15 protein-coding genes are annotated in these 18267 nt (G+C 61.3%); 11 read left to right on the forward strand and 4 right to left on the reverse strand.

Translation table 11 applies throughout. From position 1 onward, the window contains the following. Positions 1-2 precede the first annotated feature (2 nt). The 5 genes from HXS66_RS13975 to HXS66_RS13995 are packed head-to-tail and all read left to right on the forward strand — an operon-like array spanning position 3 to position 5163. Positions 3-770, forward strand: coding sequence for a M48 family metallopeptidase (locus HXS66_RS13975; protein WP_084208468.1), 768 nt, complete (start codon positions 3-5; stop codon positions 768-770). After that, positions 767-2203 carry a CpaF family protein gene (locus tag HXS66_RS13980; protein WP_176503869.1) on the forward strand — a complete coding sequence of 479 codons (1437 nt, stop codon included), beginning with the start codon at positions 767-769 and terminating at the stop codon, positions 2201-2203. Before HXS66_RS13975 ends, HXS66_RS13980 begins: the two co-directional genes overlap by 4 nt. A 1-nt stretch (position 2204) precedes the next feature. Further along, entirely contained in the window at positions 2205-3068 is an 864-nt protein-coding gene (locus HXS66_RS13985) for a type II secretion system F family protein (protein ID WP_176503870.1), read from the forward strand. Continuing rightward, positions 3065-3946 (forward strand): type II secretion system F family protein, encoded by an 882-nt coding sequence (locus HXS66_RS13990; protein ID WP_176503871.1) that lies wholly within the window; start codon positions 3065-3067, stop codon positions 3944-3946. The genes HXS66_RS13985 and HXS66_RS13990 overlap by 4 nt, the downstream gene beginning before the upstream one ends. 50 nt (positions 3947-3996) lie before the next feature. Beyond that, a complete protein-coding gene (locus tag HXS66_RS13995; RefSeq protein WP_176503872.1) occupies positions 3997-5163 on the forward strand; it encodes a hypothetical protein in 1167 nt (388 codons plus the stop codon). Positions 5164-5229: 66 nt separating this feature from the next. Here HXS66_RS13995 and HXS66_RS14000 read toward each other — a convergent pair whose 3' ends face one another. Then, positions 5230-5652: a VOC family protein gene (locus HXS66_RS14000; RefSeq protein ID WP_077371280.1), complete on the reverse strand. Its 423-nt coding sequence runs from the start codon at positions 5650-5652 to the stop codon at positions 5230-5232. Positions 5653-5907: 255 nt separating this feature from the next. Here HXS66_RS14000 and HXS66_RS14005 point away from each other — a divergent pair, with 255 nt between their 5' ends. The 4 genes from HXS66_RS14005 (at position 5908) to HXS66_RS14020 (ending at position 10843) form a co-directional block, all read left to right on the forward strand. Continuing rightward, positions 5908-6591, forward strand: a complete 684-nt coding sequence (locus HXS66_RS14005) for an SCO family protein (protein WP_176503873.1) — start codon at positions 5908-5910, stop codon at positions 6589-6591. Further along, positions 6588-7061, forward strand: a complete 474-nt coding sequence (locus tag HXS66_RS14010; protein WP_176503874.1) for a hypothetical protein — start codon at positions 6588-6590, stop codon at positions 7059-7061. The genes HXS66_RS14005 and HXS66_RS14010 overlap by 4 nt, the downstream gene beginning before the upstream one ends. Positions 7062-7172: 111 nt before the next feature. Beyond that, positions 7173-8690, forward strand: coding sequence for a PepSY domain-containing protein (locus HXS66_RS14015; protein WP_176503875.1), 1518 nt, complete (start codon positions 7173-7175; stop codon positions 8688-8690). Positions 8691-8764: 74 nt separating this feature from the next. Beyond that, on the forward strand, positions 8765-10843 hold the full coding sequence (locus HXS66_RS14020; protein ID WP_176503876.1) for a TonB-dependent receptor domain-containing protein: 2079 nt from the start codon (positions 8765-8767) through the stop codon (positions 10841-10843). Positions 10844-10974: 131 nt separating this feature from the next. Here the strand turns inward: HXS66_RS14020 and aguA are convergent, their stop codons facing one another. The 3 genes from aguA to HXS66_RS14035 all read right to left on the reverse strand — a co-directional run bounded on the left by aguA (position 10975) and on the right by HXS66_RS14035 (position 15054). After that, positions 10975-12102, reverse strand: coding sequence for an agmatine deiminase (aguA, locus tag HXS66_RS14025; RefSeq protein WP_176503877.1), 1128 nt, complete (start codon positions 12100-12102; stop codon positions 10975-10977). Positions 12103-12112: 10 nt separating this feature from the next. Next, the gene (locus HXS66_RS14030) at positions 12113-13372 is read right to left on the reverse strand and encodes a Na+/H+ antiporter NhaC family protein (protein WP_255303271.1); all 1260 of its coding nucleotides are present in this window, start codon (positions 13370-13372) and stop codon (positions 12113-12115) included. A gap of 233 nt (positions 13373-13605) precedes the next feature. Then, positions 13606-15054 (reverse strand): aminotransferase, encoded by a 1449-nt coding sequence (locus HXS66_RS14035; RefSeq protein WP_176503879.1) that lies wholly within the window; start codon positions 15052-15054, stop codon positions 13606-13608. 222 nt (positions 15055-15276) lie between these two features. On the opposite strand from HXS66_RS14035, the gene HXS66_RS14040 reads away from it, so the two are divergent. Beyond that, a complete protein-coding gene (locus HXS66_RS14040) occupies positions 15277-16527 on the forward strand; it encodes a M20 family metallo-hydrolase (protein WP_308478420.1) in 1251 nt (416 codons plus the stop codon). Positions 16528-16583: 56 nt separating this feature from the next. Next, positions 16584-18074 carry an aldehyde dehydrogenase gene (locus tag HXS66_RS14045; protein WP_176503881.1) on the forward strand — a complete coding sequence of 497 codons (1491 nt, stop codon included), beginning with the start codon at positions 16584-16586 and terminating at the stop codon, positions 18072-18074. Positions 18075-18267: the final 193 nt, after the last annotated feature.

The following is an 18267-nucleotide window of genomic DNA, read 5'->3' on the forward strand; positions in this document are numbered from 1 at the left end:
TCATGAACATTCGTGAATCCGTGTGTCGTCTTGGGGTACTGGGCGTGATGGTGGGGTGGTTGGCTGGCTGTGGCTCCATCGACAGCATGCGGGAGTCTCGCCCGGATGCCGGAGATCGCCTCGAGTACCTCAACGAGCGCTATCAGCAGTTGATGGTGCAGGGCCGAACCTGTCTGGAGCTTGAGGATGTGGCAAGCCCGATGGTGGATTGCCAGCGCCTGCTGCGGGAAGCGGAGCGGCTGCACGTCGAGTACCCGCGCAATCCCGAAGTCCTGTACTTCAATGCCTTGCTGAGTCATGCGGCGGGACGTGGAGACAAGGCCCAGTTCTTCCTCGATCAGATGAGCATCGGGCCCTCGCACCCGCCGGAGGCCTTCGTGCTGCGCAGTCAGTTGGCGCTGGAAGAGGGCAACACGACTCTGGCGCGCAACGTGCTTGAACGTGGCATGTTGCTGCACCCGAATTATGCCGGTCTCTATGAAGGGCTGGCGGCGGTGGGCTATGTCGAGGGGCGCTATGACGATGCCGAGCAGCAGTTGACGCTGGCCTCGCGTCTCGGGGCGCCTGCCTGGCGGGTGGAGTATCACCGCGGCTTGATCAATGAGGCACAGGGGCATCTGGCGAACGCCTGCCGTCAGTTCGATGCCAGTCTGGCCCGCAGGCAGGACCATCAACCGGCACGTGCCCATCTGCTGCGCCTGGCGACGGCAGGGCACTGTCGGGGCGATGCCCTGAAGGCAGCGGCTGGTGGGATGAGGATTTCCTCATGAACGGCGCGCTGTCACGCATGCGACGTGGCCGAGCGTCCTCACAGGATGCTGAACGCCTCGCGGTGAGCGAAGTGGAGGAGGTCTCAGTTGCTGAAACACGTGCCCTGATCGCGCCTGAGATCATGGATCGTCTCAAGCGCGTACTGGTCACGCGTCTGGCCGATGAGCAGGGACAGGCCGTGCGTTATCGTCGTCTTGCGACGCGCCAGGGTGAGCTGGAGGGGGATCACCAGACTGCCATGGAGCGGGTTCAGCAGCGTCTGGCCTCCTCGCTCACCGTGCTCTGCGAGGAGTACCAGATCCAGCTCGATGGGCCCAGTCGCGAGCGACTGCTGGCCAGTCTGACCAATGATCTCTGTGGTTTCGGCCCGCTCACCGAGTTGATGAGCGATGAGAGCGTCAGTGACATCCTCGTCAATGGCGCTGATGAGATCTGGGTGGATCGCGGCGGGCGACTGGAGGCCACCTCACTCAGTTTCGACGACGAGGCGCATCTGCAGCGCTTCGTCGCGCGCCTGATCGCGCCGCTCGGCAAGCACCTGGATGCCTCAAACCCCATCGTGGATGCACGTCTGGCCGATGGCAGTCGTCTGCATGCGGTCTGCGCACCCCTGACCCCCGATGGCATCCTCGTCTCGATTCGCCGGTTCCGCCGGCACCATCTCACCGGGGCGAGGCTCGTGGACAGCGGATTTTTGAGTCCGGGCCTGCTGGCGTTGCTGGAAGCGGCCGTGATCGCTCGGCTCAACATCGTCATCAGTGGCGGTGCCGGGGCCGGCAAGACCTCCTTGCTCAACCATCTGGCCGGTTACATCAATGCGCGCGAGCGGCTGGTGAGCGTGGAGGAGTGCGCCGAGCTGGATCTGCAGCATCCGCATGTCGTCAGGTTGGAAAGCTATCCCGTCGCTGGAGACACGCCGCGCCCACAGGGGCTGGGGGAGCTTCTGCGCGCGGCATTGAGGATGCGCGCGGACCGCATCATCGTCGGCGAGGCACGTGGTGGTGAAGTCTTCGAGATGCTGCAGGCCATGACGGTGGGGCATGACGGCAGCCTGACCACCCTGCATGCCAATGGCGCGCTGGATGTGCCGGTGCGCATGCTGGCACTGGCCTTGATGAGCAGTGCTCACCCGGACCGTCAGGTGATCGAGGAGATGGTGCGTCTGAGCGGGGCGCTGATCGTGCATCTCGAGCGCGATGCCGACGGCCACCGTCAGCTTGCCAGCCTGGCCTGGCTGGGTGAGGCGCGTCCTCGTGAGCTGTTGCAGCGTCGTGCAGGCATGCCGGCCGGTGAGGCATGTGATGAAGACGCCTATCAGGCCGACCCGGAGGTGCTGGATGCCTTCCTCGCGCATCTGGCATCGCGCGGGCCCCCCCTGGCAAGCGGTGTCAGGGATGGCTGGTGCCAGGGCCCGTCACCGCAGGGGAACTGACATGTTGATCCTGCTGCTGGTCTGCATCGCGCTGTCTGCCCTGTGGTTGATCATCAGCATGATCAAGGCGCAGCGTTTCATGGGCGCGGATACCACGCTCGGGCTGATGCACCGCCGAGAGATGCCACGTCTCGAGCGTCTGCTGGCGTTGCTGGACATCAGCATGCGGCCGGTGCTGTTCGTGGCGGGCGTGTGGGGAAGCAGCGTGATGATCTTCGTGATCTTCCTCGGCTGGTTCCCCGGCAACCTGTTGCTTGCCTCACTGGCATTGATGACGAGCCTGTTGCTGGTCGGCTTCCTGCTGCATGAATTCGCCAGTCGGCGCATCTTCCGCTTCGAGGGGGATCTGATCCAGGCGCTGGACATGCTGGAAGCGAGCCTGAAGTTGGGAGACAACCTGCGCAACGGGCTGCGCCTGGCGGGGGCATCGTCCCTCAAGGCCTCACGCCGCGAACTGATGCAGCTTGTCTATCGGCTGGACATGGGACTGTCACTGAACGAGGCCTGCGAGCGGATGCTGCGCCTCTACCCCTGCGAGAGCGTCAGACTGTTCACGGCGGCGATGATCAGCGCCGAGCGGCGTGGCATGAGCTTCGCAAGCCTGCTGCCCTCCCTGCTGCCCACGCTGCATGAGCGTTACCAGATGCGCCGTCAGCTGCGTACCGAACTGTCCGGTGCGCGCTACTCCCTGCTGGTGATCGCCTTGCTTCCCTACGCCATCGTGCCCTTCATTCTCTGGAAGGAGCCGGACTGGCTGAGATTGCTGCTGGAGCACCCGCTGGGCAGCGTGCTGTTGCTGGGCGCCGTGTGCTGCCAGATTCTGGGCTTTGCCTGGCTGCGTCACATGATGAGGAAGCAGCCATGAATGGCCTTGCCTCGCTGCCGTCATGGTCGCTCCCCGACGCCTACCTGCCGGACATCATCATCCTGTGTGTGCTGGGCGCGCTGCTGGCGCTGTATCTGGCCCTGCAGAGCACCTTCAAGGTTCGTCTGGAGCAGAGCGGCATCGCGCAGGTGCTGCAGGAGCTGTTGCGCAATCCCGACGACATCCGACAAGGCCGCTCACTCACGCCACGTCGGCGCATGCGTCAGGCCGGGCTGGAGTCGCGTCGCGTGATCTGGTGGTGGGTATTCCAGCTGATGTTGCCCGTTCTGCTGGGCTTGCTGGTTCTGCGCGTTATGGGTACGGGGCTTGGCGCTCTGGCGGGCCTGCTGATGGGAATCCTCCTGCCGCATCTGTGGCTGGGGCAGCGTCGGCGTGAACGCCAGACACGCATCGCCGCGGCGCTGGGCCATCTGCTGGCCGTCTCGCTGGCGTATCAGCGCCATGGCCTGTCGCTGGCCGCATCGTTGCGGGAGGCTGCTCGTCAGGCACTGCCGCCGGCCCATCCGCTGGCCTTCGAGCTCGAGCTGTTCAGTGCGGAACTGGAAGGCGGGTTGTCGCTCAAGGAAGCCGCCTCGCGAATTTCCAGGCGCACTGGCAGCCGCGAATTGCACCAGTTCGCCATGTTGTTGGTGGCGGGCAACCGGATGGGCAACCCCTTGCACGATGTGCTGGAAGCCTTTGCCGCCCAGCTGGCGCGCCAACAGAGCGAGCGCCAGCGCAAGGCGATGCAGCAACGCAGCGTCAAGGCGCTGTTTCCGATGTTGCTCGTCGGCGGCCCCTTGTTCTTCGTGCTGGTGATCTTTCCGGCCAGCCTGCGCGTTCAGGAGGTTCTGATCCTGATGAGAGAGCTGTGGTAATGCGGCGAGGCCGACAGCCTCGCAAGCACAATCATCTCGGGGGAAAGCACATGGCGGCAGATAAGAGGTCGGTCACTCACGCATGCCGTTCGCCTGGCAGACAGGGCGGTTTCATCATCACCATCGAGCTGATCCTGATCACCTCGATCCTGATCATCGGCTCGCTGGTCGGGCTGGCGGCGATACGGGATGCCCTCTTCAAGCATTACATGACCCAGCAGTCACGCGAGCTGGTGGTCGAGGATGCCAACGGGCGCGCGCTGGGTGAGGTCTTCGATGTCGATGAACATGACGCCCCGCGCATTCTGTATTTCGATCGCAGCCAGCCTCCCGTGGTCAGTCGCGCCTTGATCGGGATACGGGATGACCGCTTCTCCAGTCGTGAGCCACTCTATTACGCCACTGCCAACTGCAGTGGTGACCCTTGTCTCAAGTCCGCCAGTGATGAAGCGACCGACAGCCGTGATATCGCCGGTGACGTGAATGCCGGCAGTGTCAGCTATCTGCATGCGCTGCAGGGCGGACCTGTCTATGCCATCGGCCCTGGCGAACCTGCCGCCTTGCCGGGATTTCTCTATCGCGGAACACCCCAGCAATGTCCTTTCAGCGGCAGGGACGTGCAGTCGCGCTGGATATCGCAGAAGGTGATCGCGGGGACGCCTTGCGAGACGTTCACGCTGGAAGAGCAACAGAATCCGCCGGCGGATACCAGCTGTCTGTTGAGCACCGGGGTGCTCGACCTGTGCACGCCACCCCCCGGGACCGTCGCGCAGGATGACATTCTCACCAACTACCTCGGCCCGGTGGATGCGTTGGTGGATGCGACCCTGGGCACGGTGAATGCCCTGCCCACCTGCAGTCTGCTGGGAGTCTGTGTTCCAGAAGTGGAGGTGGGAACCTTGTACTGTCCCGTGGGCACACAGCTTCAGGAGGACGGTGACCTGGTGACCGCACTGGTACGTTCGTTGTTCGATCAATTGCGAGCTACCACTGACCTGGGACTGATCGAGCCCTTGCTGCAGGAGGTGACGAACCTGCTCCCCGGCACGCTTGAATGCTCCGCGGAAGGGGGCTTCCAGCTGGCGGAAAGCGTGCCCTCTGCGGAGAATCCCTCCGACAATGCGCTCGAAGGACTGGCAGCGCCCTTCCAGTTGCGGTCACCAGGCAGCGCAGGCAATGTCTGGTTCAGAACCTCGCCGGATGGAGAAGGGCGCTAGCGGCATGAGCCATCGGCGTGTCTTTTATTTCGTGTCTTTCACTGCGCGTCTTTCACTGCGCGTCTTTCACTGCGCGTTCTTGACACCTCGGCTGATCACCGGCGCGCAGCGCTCGGGGTTGATGCTGACCACGCGCAGGCGATGCCCATCAGGCAACACACAGTCCAGGACCTGCCAGGCACAGCCCGGGGCGCTGCTGCCGTGGCTTTCCATCAAGTGTGCACCGTGGGCCTGCAGCAGGTACCTGACGTGAGGGAAGTCATCGCGATCCACCTCCAGGGTCAATTTGCGGCTATCCGGTTGCTCTGCGCTCAACTGCAACAACAGGACACTGGTCTGCCCATCGGGTGCGTGATGCAGCTCGAGCGTCGCGCTGGTCGCGTTGCGCAGCAATGTGGGCAGGGCGAGAGTCTCCTGGAAGAAGCGGCAGGCGGCTTCCAGATCGCGCACCTCCAGAATGGCTGGGTGCAGGGACAGGCGTTGAATCATGGGGGACCTCATGACAAGAGGGAGGGAATGAGCCTAGTGTCGTGGCAGTCCGTGGGCGGCGCACTTTGAATCTGATGATGGTCATGATGGCTTGTCGCTATCGCAGCGTGCACCGAGCGTGGCGTGGCAACTTGTCGCATTTGTCGCATCTCGCGACTGAACCGTTAGCATCCGTGCAACTGACAGAGTCAGGACCCATCGTCCAGGCGCACCGCATCGTGCGGTGACGCTCATCGCCATGCTTCCGGGGCTTTCATGTCGCTGCGCAAACTGGCCCTCATGGGGCTCAGTGCTCTCGCTATCATGTTGATCGTGCTGGTGATGGGGTTCAATGCCTCCCATCAACCGCGCGAGGCCTGGCCGACGACGCTGGAACTGTCTTCAACGCGCGGCACCTTGACTCCCGGCACGCTGGCCGGTGATGAATCCGGGCATCTGAGCCTGTTGATCCCCGGCTTCACCCATTGCCCGGATATCTGCCCGCTGTCTCTGGCGCGTCTGCAGATGGTCTGGCAGCGCCTGGACCTTCAGGATCAACACAGGTTGCACCCGCTGTTCCTGACCCTGGACCCCGCCCGCGACACCCTGCCTGTTCTCTCGCGCTATCTTTCCGCCTTCCACCTGCCGGTGACAGGCCTTCGCACGGCCCCGGACGATGAGCAGAGCCTCAAGACCCTGACGCAGCGATTGGGCCTCCAGTTTCATGTGCGCGAGCACGGTCCAGCCGTTCATCCTGCTGACGACTACATGATCGACCACAGCGTGGCGATTCTCGTCCTCGATGATCAGGGCCGACTGCGCGATACCTTGCCGCTCAGTCAGACGCCGGCCCAGCTGGCCGATCGCATCGAACAGCTGCTCGACTCGGTGCATGACTCGGTGCACGACTCGATAGATCAGGGCGCGGGGCATGATGTGCCAGCGGAGTCGGCCTCATGATGTCGGCTCCATGCTCGCGCCAGACTCGCAATGAGTCCGTCTCCTTCCACCGTGCACTGTCACGCCTGACGGCGGCCAATGGCCACGCGGTCTTCGTGATGTTGCTGGCGCTGGCCGCGATGCTGGTGATGCCACTGGCGGCGCCACGTGTGGTGATGGTGAATGATCACGCTGTCTTCGAGAGCCCCGGCGCCGGGCATTGGGTCAGCGGGGATAGCGACTGGATCACTCGCGCGGCACGCGAGAGTGGCTCCCAGGCGCAGATCACCCACAGTTCTGCCGCCTCGGATTGCCCATTGGCCAGCATGGCCGCCTTCACGCTGGCATTGATCGCCGCCGTGCTGGTACTGATGCTGGCAGTCCTCGGGCGAGACGCCACGCCTCGCCCATTGCCGGTCTCCCGACGGGAGATCGGTGTCCATCTACGTCCTCCCGGGCGGGCACCTCCTTTCCCATCAGTGTTTGCGTGAACGCTTCCGGGGCCGTCGTGACGGCTCCAGACCATGTTCGGTGACCCCGCGTTGACCGACGGACCCTGGATCCGTCGCACGTGGGGCGCCTGCTGATGGGTAATTTGTGCAATGAAGACCGCAACAGACACTGGAACCGCCAGCCGCACCGGGCGGGGGTTCAGCGATATCTACCGGGCAGTATGGCGCTGGCATTTCTATGCCGGCCTGTTGGTGCTGCCGTTTCTGGTACTGCTTTCCGTGACGGGAGGCCTGTACCTGTTCCGCGATGGCATCGATCAATTCGTCCATTCCGACCTGATGAAGGTCAACACGCCCGTCACGCAGAGTGCTCAGAATCCGGCAGTGACAAGCCTGCCGTTGAGCGAGCAGGTGGATCAGGCGCTCGCGAGTCTTCCGGGCACGCCGGTGCGCGTCGTGCCATCTCCCGCCCGTGACCTGACCACGGAAGTCGATATCGTGGCAGCCGATGGCAGTGGCAAGCAGGCCGTCTACGTCAATCCTTACAGCGGCGAAGTCCAGGGGCAGATGGCCTACCGCGACAGCATCATGTGGACGGTACGTCGTCTGCATAGCCTCGCGATCACGGGGCCGATCGGTAACGCGGCGCTGGAGATCGCTGCCGGGTGGTCGATCCTGCTCGTGTTCAGCGGGCTATATCTGTGGTGGCCGCGGGGCCAGAAAGGGGGGGTGGTCACGCTGCGGACCACGCCGGCCCGCCGGCTGTGGTGGCGGGACCTGCACGCCGTGTGTGGCATCATCGCGGCCGGCTTCATCGTGTTTCTCGCCGTGACCGGCATGCCGTGGTCGATGGTCTGGGGGGCCAAGGTCAACGAGTTGGCCAATGGGCATAACTATGGGTACCCCGATGGCGTGCGCGTGAACACGCCGATGTCGGATGCCCGCCTGGTGGATCAGGAATTGACCAGCTGGTCGCTTGAACAAGCCGTTATCCCGTTATCTTCCTTGCCGGGTGACACCGCTGATCCCATTGTCGACGAGGGTGAGCACGCCGGTCACGGCGGCTCTGGCGCAAGTTCCGCGCCGGTGAAAGCGGCTGTGCCACTGAGCGCTGCCGCGATTGCCCACGCCGATATCGGTCTCGACGAGGCAGAACGCATCTTCGCTCGCGAGGGCCTGGCGCCGGGCTATGCCATCAATCTGCCGAGCACCGCTCAGGGCGTCTATACCGGCTCCGTGTATCCGGATGCGCTGGAGCGCCAGCAGGTCGTGCATGTGGATCGCTACTCCGGCGATGTGCTGCTCGACATGCATTACGCCGACTACGGGCCGTTGGGACGGGCGCTGGAGTGGGGCATCAATGTGCATCTGGGGCAGCAGTACGGCCTGATCAATCAGCTGATTCTGCTGATGGCGTGTCTCGCGATGGTGATGATGAGTGTCGGGGCAGGCGTGATGTGGTGGAAGCGTCGTCCGGTGGGCGGTATCGGTATCCCGCCGCTGCCCAGGGAGCGCAAGCGTATCGCCGGTGTCTGGGGTCTGATGATGATCATCGGGGTGATCTTCCCGCTGGTCGGCCTCTCGCTGATCGTGATGGGCCTGCTCGATTGGCTGTGGATTCGTGTCAGTGCCTCTCGTCACCACGATGCGGCGGAGGCCAGCGCATGAAGCCGTCATCCGTTTTCCCATCACTTCCCTCAACCGTCTTCCCATCACTTCCGTCTTCTCCGCTCGCGCAGGCCATGAGCGGTCTGCCCAGTCGTCGGGGTCTGCCAGTGACGGTCGCGGCGGTATTGGCGAGCAGCGCCTCATTTGGCGTCCACGCCGAGGAGAGCTCCGTCTCGCAACTGCCTCTGGTGCATGTCGAGGCCGAGGCACCCATGGCCAGCCCCATCGTCGAGTCAAGCCAGGGGGATGCCAAGGGCAATCTGGATATTGGTGAGCAGTTGCGTGAGGTCAACGGCGTCAGTGGCTCTCGTCTGGGCAGTCATGGTGTCTCGGCCATCTTTCGGGCGCAGGGCGGTGAACGCCTGATTCAGGAGGTCGATGGGGCGCCGCTCTATCCGGCCTGCCCCGGGGGCATGGACACCACGCTGGGCTATGCGACCACCGGCAGTCAGTCGGATCTCACCCTCTACAAGGGCGCGCAGAGCGTCAGTCGTGGTCCCAGCTTTGCCGCAGGCACCGTCGAGGTGACGCGTCACACGCCATCACGCACCGACGATGACGGCGTGCATGGCACCTTGGGGGCCGGCTGGCGCAGCAATGACGATGCCACCAGCGAGACGCTGTCGCTGACCGCCAAGCAGGGCGATGTCTGGGCTGCGCTGGACGTCGAGCATTCCGAGCGCAACAACTACGAGGATGGCAACGGCGATACCCAGTCTGGTGCCTATCGCAGCGACAACGGCAGTATTCGTGTCGGCGCCTTCGCCACCGAGGATGTCGCCATCGAGGCGGGGATCGCTGTCGTCAGGATCGACGATGCGCTCTATCCCACCATGGATGCGCCACGCAGTGACATGGACCGCCAGTACCTCAAGCTGACCATCGACAACGTCGGGCCTTTCTTGCATACCGAATCGCAGATCAACCATGCCCGCGTCGTGCATGACATGGACAACGTCACCCTGCGTGACGTTGATGATTCCAGATCGAGCATGGACATGAGCTCAGACATGGACATGGACATGAGCGACATGGCCATGTTCTCCAGCGCGACCACCGAGACCTGGTATGCCAGTACCCAGGGTGATATCCCGCTGACCGTCGCCGGGCGTGACGCGACACTGACATTGGGCGCTGACGCCGAGCGTCTGGAAAGCAACGCCGACTCCCGGATGGGCATGTCGCTGGACAGCCTCTCGGACAGTCAGACCTGGCCGGATGTCGTGCGCACGCGCGGTGGCGTATTTGCCGAGCTGGATACCCCGCTGGATGCCGACAATCGTCTGGTGACTGGTGCGCGCTATGACGTCTCCCTCAGCGATGCGCGAGATGCCGATGAGGTGGTGGGCAGCAATGCCTCGGCCATCTCCGCCTGGCGGGATCAGTACGGAGAGGATGTCGAGGCCAGTCAGCGGAATGGCGAATTCAGTGCGCTGGCGCGCCTGGAGCATCGCGTCAATGAAGCGGTGAAAGGCTACGCGGCGCTCAGTCGCAGCGTGCGCTTCCCCACCGCCACCGAGCGTTATTACAACCGCCAGTCCGAGACTGACGGTTGGCTGGGCAATCCCGAGCTTGAGCCCGAGATCCATCAGCAGCTCGAACTTGGCGTGGCGGTCAGGCAGGGCGCCTGGCGCTATTCGGCGGACACCTACTACAACCGGGTGCATGACTGGATCGAGTTGCGCGAAGGGGACTCGCTGACCACCTATGACAATGTCGAAGCCGAGATCTATGGTCTCGAGCTGGAGGCCAGCTGGCAGCAGCATGGCTGGCGGCATTCGGCAGGCGTTGCCGCCACCCACGGCACCAACCTGAGCGATGGCACGCCGTTGTCCCAGGTGGCACCGTTCAATGGCTATCTGGCGACACGCTATGACGCCGATGCCTGGTGGGCCGGTGCACGTCTCGATGCGGCAGCACGCCAATCACGCATCTCCGACAGCGAACAGAAGACGGCAGGTTTCGGCATCGTCGGGCTGGAAGGGGGCTATCGTGTCACTGACGCCATCGAGCTGAGCGCCGGTATCGCCAACCTGTTCGACAAGGCCTACGCCTACCACGTCAATCGCTTCTACGATGACCCGCTGCAAGGCGACGTGCGCGTCAATGAGCCCGGGCGGATCTTCTGGACGCATGCCCGCTGGAGTTTCTGAGGTCAGTGTCACTGCAACAGTGAGCGCTGGACGCTGGTCGTTATCCGCAAGAGTGCGAGAAGCCCGCCATCGGTCGTCAAACATGACCGATGGCGGGCTTCTTGTATTGCCGATGATAGGCGTCTGTGATGCTACGCCAGACGGCTGGGTTGCTGTTGAGTGATGCAGTGGATATTGCCGCCACCTAGCAGTATCTCGCGCGCCTTCACGCCAAGTATCTTGCGGGTCGGGAAGATGGCTTGCAGTTTCTCGCGTGCGACCTCATCGAGTGCCGGGTCCAGCAAGGGCATGACAACAGCGCCATTTGCGATGTAGAAATTTACGTAGGACCCTGCCATGCGATCGCCCGGGCGTCTAGGATGCGAGCTGCCCAGTCGATCCAGCCCATTGGCTTCATCTTCCTCAATATATAGTGGGCCGGGCTGCGGTAGCAGGTGCACTTTGAAGGCACGCCCCCTGGCATCCCTGGAGTTCTCGAGAACCTCAAGTGCCGCCCTGGAGATTGCATGCTGTGGGTCCTTGGGGTCATCGCTCCAGTTGAGGGCGACTTCAGCGGGCCCGACGAAGCAGCACAGGTTATCCACGTGGCCATCCGTCTCATCCAAGTGACAGCCATTTGGCAGCCAGATGATGGTGGTGACACCGAGATGGTCCTTGAGGATCTGCTCGATCTGCTCGCGGCTCAGGTCAGGGTTGCGATTTGCATTGAGCAGGCATTCCTCCGTCGTGATCAGCGTGCCTTCACCGTCGACATGAATAGCGCCACCTTCCAGCATGATCGAGGCATCAAAGCGCGGAACATCCAGAATCTGCGAGATCTTGGTGCGAATTCTGCGGTCCTTGTCCCAGGGGAAATAGAGCCCACCGTTCAAGCCGCCCCAGGCATTGAACTCCCAATCGATCATGGCAATACGGCCATCCGGATGTGTCAGGAAGGTCGGACCTACATCACGCATCCAGGCGTCATTGCTGGAAATCTCGACCACGCGCACATTGGCAGGCAGCTCGTTGCGCGCATTCTCGTATTGTTCGTCATTGACGCCGACGATGACGGTCTCGCTGCCGGCGATGGCCGTGGCGACATCCACGAAAGCCTGTTGGGCGGGCTTGGCACCGTAACGCCAGGTGTCCGGTCGCTGTGGCCATAGCATCCAGCAGGCATCATGTCTGGCATATTCGGCAGGCATGAAGAAGCCCTTGGCAGCAGGTGAGCCCGGAGTGAAGACATCAGGAGAATGATAGGGGGAGGGGCTGGTCATGATGTTCGTCTCACAGGTAGCCGGCAGCAAGGAAGATGAGCGCGGATATCGATGCCGCGATCAAGACATAAGGCAGTTGGGTCAAGGCATGCAACATGGGAGAGCAGCCACTGCCCTGTGCCGAGAGCACGGTGGAATCTCCATAGAAACAGGCGTGACTGCCGAAGGCGCTGGCGGAGATCAGTGCGCCGACGACCAGCGGCATGTTGGCGTCCATGCTCACGGCAAGCGGCAACACGATAGGCATTGCGACGGCAAACAGGCCCCAGAAGGAGGCGGTGGCGAAGGCCAGAAACGCCATGGTCAGGAAGATGACCATCGGCAGCAGGCCCGGCGTCATGATGGGCTGCACGTGCGTGATGACGAAGGTGGTCAGCCCCAGGGTGTCATTGACTTCCTTCAAGAAGAAACCGGCCACCAGCGTGCCGAGTGGCAACAGCATCGACTTGAAGCCTTCCAGTGCCGTGTCGAAGGTGTCATTGAAGCTGAGCAGTCGCTGGGCAAGGATCATCACGAACAGCACCAGCAGTGCCACTATCACGCCACGCAGGATGTCAGTATCGAAATACCAGGTGAAGAAGACCAGCGCGAACATCGGCAACAGGAAGTTGAGCAGGTGCGGCGGTGTCTTGCCGGTATCTTCGACTTCCAGTGTCGTGTCAGTGCTGTCATCGGGGATGGTCTGCCCAGAGGCGGCACGCAGTTCGGCGGTTTTCATCGGGCCGATATCGGGAATCCAGCCCATGGCGACCATCGGTACGATAGCTGCCGCCACCCAGGCGTAGAACATGTAAGGGATGGCTTCGATATACATGGATATGCCATTGCCCGGGATACCATTTTCTTCCAGCAGGCCCGAAAAGAAGACTGCCCAGGTAGAAAAGGGCACCAACACACAGACAGGTGCTGCGGTAGAATCGACGATGTAAGCGAGCTTTTCGCGTGAGATGTTGAATCTATCGGTAATCTTCTTCATCGAGGCGCTGATGGTCAGCGCATTCAGATAGTCATCGACGAAGATCACCAGACCCAGTACCCAGGTCGCCAGCAAGCTTTGATTCTTGGTCCGGATTCTGCTGCCAAGCGCTGCTCCGAAGCTGAGTACACCGCCTGTCTTTACCAACAAGGCGATGAAACTGCCAAATAGTCCGCACACCAGAATGATCCAGGTGACCGTGTCATTGGCCAGTACAGTCAGCATGGTATCCGCGCCATCAGAAATGGCATTGTAGGGATCAATCATCAGCAAGCCGACGATAGCTCCCGTCATGAGAGATTCAATTGTTCTGCGCGTGATGAGCGCCATGAGGAGCACGATGCCAGTGGGGATCAGGCTCAGATATCCGAAGTTCTCCATGTCATACCTTTTGTCTTTATAATTTTTTGGTCGATGTGACGGGCACTACCGCTGGCAATGGGAGAGGTCGGGTGCCAGCGGAAATCGTCGCGAGGAGGCAGGTGCCCGTCTATCAACTCGCGGCATCAGTTCATCATTTGGAGCGCTTACAGGTACCCGTCCTGCGTGAGTGATTCGGTGACGGCTGTGAAGGAGGCATCGAGGATAGCCACTATCTGGTCGATCACGGCTTCATCCCAGATCAAAGGCGGAGAGATGATGTTGAGGTGCCCGACAGGGCGAATGATCAAGCCACGCTTCTGGGCTTCTGCAGCGACTCTATCTCCGACACGTGCTTCCAGCGGCAGCAGCTGGCCGGTGGCTTTATTCGCTACATTTTCCAAGCACATCATGAAGTTACTGCCACGAACGTCGCCAACGGTAGCGTGATGCTGGAGGGTTTTCAACTGTGCCTCAAGATAGGGGCCGACTCGCTGGATGTTCTCGCACAGCGCTTCTCTTTCCATGATCTCGATGTTCTTTAGCGCGGCGGCACAGCTCACCGGATGGCCTGAATAGGTGAAGCCGGTGCTCAGTACACCGCCTTTCCCCTGGGGCGTGCCCAGCACCTCATAGAGAGAATCGGAAATCAGCGTGGCGCCCAGCGGAACATACCCCGAGGAAAGTCCCTTGGCGCAGGTGATGATGTCCGGGCTGAGCCCGAAGACCTTTTCACTGCTGAAGAAGTGGCCGAGACGACCGAAGGCTGTCACGACTTCATCGACGATCAACAGGATGTCGTGCTGGCGACAGAGTGCCTGCATGCGAGTGTGGTAACCCTCGGGAGCGACGAGAACACCGCCGGCGCCCATGATGGGTTCCATGATGAAGGCCGCGATATTGTCAGCGCCCAGTGTGTCGATTCTGGTCGAGAACTCCTCCACAAGGTGATCGCAATACTCAGCTTCACTCATGCCCTCAGGGCGACGATAGCAATTGGCTTCGCTGAGATGACTGACGTGTGACTCCAACGTATCGAACATCCAGTTATTGCTTTCGATACCTGTCAGGGTCGCCGCCATGTAGGTGGTGCCGTGATAGGCATTCCTGCGCGAGATGATGGTCTTCTTCTGCGGCTTGCCGATACGGTTGAAGTAGTAATGCACCAGACGAATGGCGACATCATTCGCGGTGGAACCGCCGCAGGTATAGAAGACATGGTTGAGGTGCGCCGGTGCCAGGCTTGCAAGCTTGGCCGATAATTCCGCTGCCGGAATGTTGGTCAGGTTGTTGAAGGTGGAGAAGTAGGCCATGCGGGTGGCCTGTTCTGCCATCGCGTCGCCGATCTCCTTGCGGCCATGGCCCACGTTCACGCACCACAGTCCGGCGATTCCATCGATGAAGCGATTGCCCTCGATATCTGACACATAGATACCGTCGCTGTCGCTGATGATGTCGCAGCCTTGCTCGTGGAACGTCGAGAAGTCGGTGAACGGGTGGATGAAATGATTCTTGTCCTGTTCCCAGACCGCTTGTGCATCGGCGCTCAGGCCATGTGCAGGGTGATCGGAAGGCACATCGGTACGTGAAGTGTGATCCAGAGTGTGAGTGGTCATCGGTCTTGTCTCTTGTTGTTGGGAGTTGTCGAGGCGTGTCGTGGAAGCCTGTTGCCCAGACTAGCCAGTTCGCATGGCGACTCGGTATATCCCAATGGGGGTATTTCGCAGCGGGGGGGCGACTTTCTATGGTGACTGCCTACTCGGCGAGCGACGGGAGCCCTAGAACAGTCCCCTTGCTCGCCCTTCGCGTCACGAACACAACAACAAGAGGATATGAGAATGCAGGCAGCGGCAAAGACATCGCTCAGGATTGATAAGCAACGTCTCTGGGATAGCCTGATGGCCATGGCCGAGATCGGAGCGACAGCCAAGGGCGGCTCATGTCGATTGGCATTCAGTGACGAGGACACTCAAGGAAGGCGTCTGCTGATTGAGTGGTGTGAAGTGCTCGGTTGCAGCACGCGGGTAGATGAGGTGGGCAACCTGTTCATTCGTCGCGAGGGCAGCGAGCTGGGGCTAGATCCGGTCTCGACCGGCAGTCATCTGGACACGCAGCCAAAGGGCGGACGTTTTGATGGGATTCTCGGCGTGCTGGCAGGACTTGAGGTCTTTCGAGCATTGGACGCGCAGGGCATCGTCACGCGCCGTCCGTTGGAATTGATCGTGTGGGGCAATGAAGAAGGCAGTCGCTTTTCCCCGGCTATGGTGGCCTCCGGCACCTATGCGGGTGTCTTCGATCCCGCCTATACCTTGGCGCGGGAAGACGGCGATGGCATCACTTATGGCGAAGCCCTGGCGAGCACCGGGCTGCGCACGCCAGATCTTAAGACCGGCCCAAGGCTAGACAGCTATTTCGAGCTGCATATCGAGCAGGGCCCGGTGCTTGAGCAGGAAGGCAAGTCCCTGGGTGTCGTCACCGGCGTGCAGGGCATTCGCTGGTTTGATGTCACGCTGTCTGGTGTCGCGGCGCATGCAGGGCCGACACCGATGCGCTATCGCCGCGATGCGATGATGGCGGCGGCGCGTCTAATTGATCAGATCCACCAGCATGTGCAGACAGATCCGACGGGGAATGCGCGTGTCACGGTGGGCACCCTGAATATTCCCTCCGCCTCGCGCAACGTCATTCCGGGCGAAGTCAGCATGACGGTGGACCTGCGCCACGTGAAAGAAGCCGAGCTTGAAACACTGGAAGCCACATTCATGAAGATGCTTGAGAAGGTGTCGGAGGAATATGGTGTCCGTGCAGAGCATGAGCGAATCTGGAAATCGGAAGTCGTCGATTTCGACGCGACCTGTATCGAGATCGTCAGACAGTCCGTCGCCAATCAGGATGTGCCGTCACGCGAAATGATGAGCGGCGCCGGACATGATGCCGTCTATGTCTCGCGCGTGGTACCGACGGCGATGATCTTCGTGCCGTGTCTCGACGGCATCAGTCACAACGAGGCGGAATATGCCTCGCCTGAAGACTGCGCGCTTGGCTGTCAGGTATTACTGGAATCGCTTCTGGCACGTGCCGATTGCTGATTCCTGCGTCGTCCTCTTTCTCACGCCCATCGCCAGTCTCGCATCGGAGTCACACCATGTCCCTGACCCACGCCCAATGGCAGCAACGTGCCAGCCAGCTGTCCTATGAAACTCGCGCCTATCTCAATGGTGAATTCACTCACGCCGCCAGTGGCAAGACTTTTCCCTCTCTCAATCCTGCGACAGGTGATCTCCTGGCAGAGGTGGCTTGCTGCGAGGCGCCCGAGGCAGAACGCGCCGTGGGTCATGCCAGAGCTGCCTTCGACGCGGGCGACTGGTCGCGGCGAGCACCGGCAGCCCGCAAGCGCACCTTACTGCATCTGGCAGAACTCATCGCCGAGCATCAGCAGGAGCTCGCACTGCTCGATACGCTCGACATGGGCAAGCCGATCACCAGTGCACTGGGGGACGTGGCGTCTGCCATTGAGTGCCTGCGCTATACCGCAGAGTCGCTGGACAAGCTTTACGGGCAGGTCGCGCCGACCGGGGAAGAGGCACTGGGGCTTATCGTGCGCGAGCCACTCGGTGTGGTCGTCTCCATCGTGCCGTGGAACTTCCCGCTTATGATGACGATCTGGAAGATCGCGCCGGCGCTGGCCACCGGCAACAGTGTCATCCTCAAACCTTCCGAGAAGTCATCGCTCTCGGCGCTGCGTCTGGCGCAACTGGTCGCGACGACGGATATTCCCCGTGGTGTCTTCCAGGTACTGCCGGGATTTGGAGCGGATGTCGGCAAGGCCCTGGCGCTCTCGATGCAGGTGGACGCACTCGCCTTCACAGGCTCGACTCAGGTAGGCAAATTGTTGACGCAATATGCGGGGCAATCGAACCTGAAACGCACCTTCCTCGAATGTGGTGGCAAGAGCCCGAATATCGTGTTTGAGGACTGTGCTGACATCCCAGGCGTCGCACGTCAGGCCGCTGCGGCCATCTTCCATAATCAGGGAGAGGTTTGCATCGCAGGTTCTCGCCTGTTGGTGCATAACCGTATTCGCGAGCCATTCGTTCGTGCGCTGTGTGAAGCTGCCAGGAGCATGCAGCCGGGGGACCCGTTGGACCCGCAAAGCTTCATGGGCGCCATCGTCGATCAGGAACAGTACGACAAGATTGCCAGCTACATCGCGATCGGTGAGCAGCAAGGGGCAAGACGTGAGGCGATCTTCACGGACGACAATCGCCAGGTTGAGGGCTGTTTCATAGCGCCGACCATCTTCACTGGCGTGACGGTAGACATGGCTATATCCAACGAGGAAATCTTTGGCCCGGTTCTCGCCGTCATGGGGTTTGATGATGAGGAAGAAGCGATTGCGATCGCCAATGACTCTGACTATGGGCTGGCAGCAGGACTCTGGAGTCAGGACGTCAACCGAGTGATTCGTGTCGCGCGCCGCCTGCAGTCTGGACAGGTCTACATCAACAACTGGGCAGGGCCGGACATGACGATGCCCTTTGGTGGTGTGAAGCAATCCGGCAATGGCCGCGACAAGTCACTGCAGACACTCGGTGAATATACCGAGACGAAGTCCATCTGGTTGGCTATTACCTGAATGGTGGTAGCGGGAATTAGCCGTGCCGGACGTTCTGACACGAACAAGCGTCTTGCAATGAAAGCGCCAGGCTCCTGCCTGGCGCTTTCATTGGCGTTCGGGGCGTGATCGCTCCGGATGCGCCAGCGTTATACCTTCGTTGGCTATGCTAGGATGTCTCGATACGTCACCAGGGTCGGCTCATGATTCACAA

Source organism: Cobetia sp. 5-11-6-3 (assembly GCF_013374055.1).
Taxonomy (GTDB): Bacteria; Pseudomonadota; Gammaproteobacteria; order Pseudomonadales; family Halomonadaceae; genus Cobetia; species Cobetia marina.

Excerpts from the sequence above, each read along its gene's own strand:
- HXS66_RS13975 (WP_084208468.1), top strand. The coding sequence starts at position 3 with ATGAACATTCGTGAATCCGTGTGTCGTCTTGGGGTACTGGGCGTGATG.
- HXS66_RS13980 (WP_176503869.1), top strand. The coding sequence starts at position 767 with ATGAACGGCGCGCTGTCACGCATGCGACGTGGCCGAGCGTCCTCACAG.
- HXS66_RS13985 (WP_176503870.1), top strand. The coding sequence starts at position 2,205 with ATGTTGATCCTGCTGCTGGTCTGCATCGCGCTGTCTGCCCTGTGGTTG.
- HXS66_RS13990 (WP_176503871.1), top strand. The coding sequence starts at position 3,065 with ATGAATGGCCTTGCCTCGCTGCCGTCATGGTCGCTCCCCGACGCCTAC.
- HXS66_RS13995 (WP_176503872.1), top strand. The coding sequence starts at position 3,997 with ATGGCGGCAGATAAGAGGTCGGTCACTCACGCATGCCGTTCGCCTGGC.
- HXS66_RS14000 (WP_077371280.1), bottom strand. The coding sequence starts at position 5,652 with ATGATTCAACGCCTGTCCCTGCACCCAGCCATTCTGGAGGTGCGCGAT.
- HXS66_RS14005 (WP_176503873.1), top strand. The coding sequence starts at position 5,908 with ATGTCGCTGCGCAAACTGGCCCTCATGGGGCTCAGTGCTCTCGCTATC.
- HXS66_RS14010 (WP_176503874.1), top strand. The coding sequence starts at position 6,588 with ATGATGTCGGCTCCATGCTCGCGCCAGACTCGCAATGAGTCCGTCTCC.
- HXS66_RS14015 (WP_176503875.1), top strand. The coding sequence starts at position 7,173 with ATGAAGACCGCAACAGACACTGGAACCGCCAGCCGCACCGGGCGGGGG.
- HXS66_RS14020 (WP_176503876.1), top strand. The coding sequence starts at position 8,765 with ATGAGCGGTCTGCCCAGTCGTCGGGGTCTGCCAGTGACGGTCGCGGCG.
- aguA (WP_176503877.1), bottom strand. The coding sequence starts at position 12,102 with ATGACCAGCCCCTCCCCCTATCATTCTCCTGATGTCTTCACTCCGGGC.
- HXS66_RS14030 (WP_255303271.1), bottom strand. The coding sequence starts at position 13,372 with ATGACGGGAGCTATCGTCGGCTTGCTGATGATTGATCCCTACAATGCC.
- HXS66_RS14035 (WP_176503879.1), bottom strand. The coding sequence starts at position 15,054 with ATGACCACTCACACTCTGGATCACACTTCACGTACCGATGTGCCTTCC.
- HXS66_RS14040 (WP_308478420.1), top strand. The coding sequence starts at position 15,277 with ATGCAGGCAGCGGCAAAGACATCGCTCAGGATTGATAAGCAACGTCTC.
- HXS66_RS14045 (WP_176503881.1), top strand. The coding sequence starts at position 16,584 with ATGTCCCTGACCCACGCCCAATGGCAGCAACGTGCCAGCCAGCTGTCC.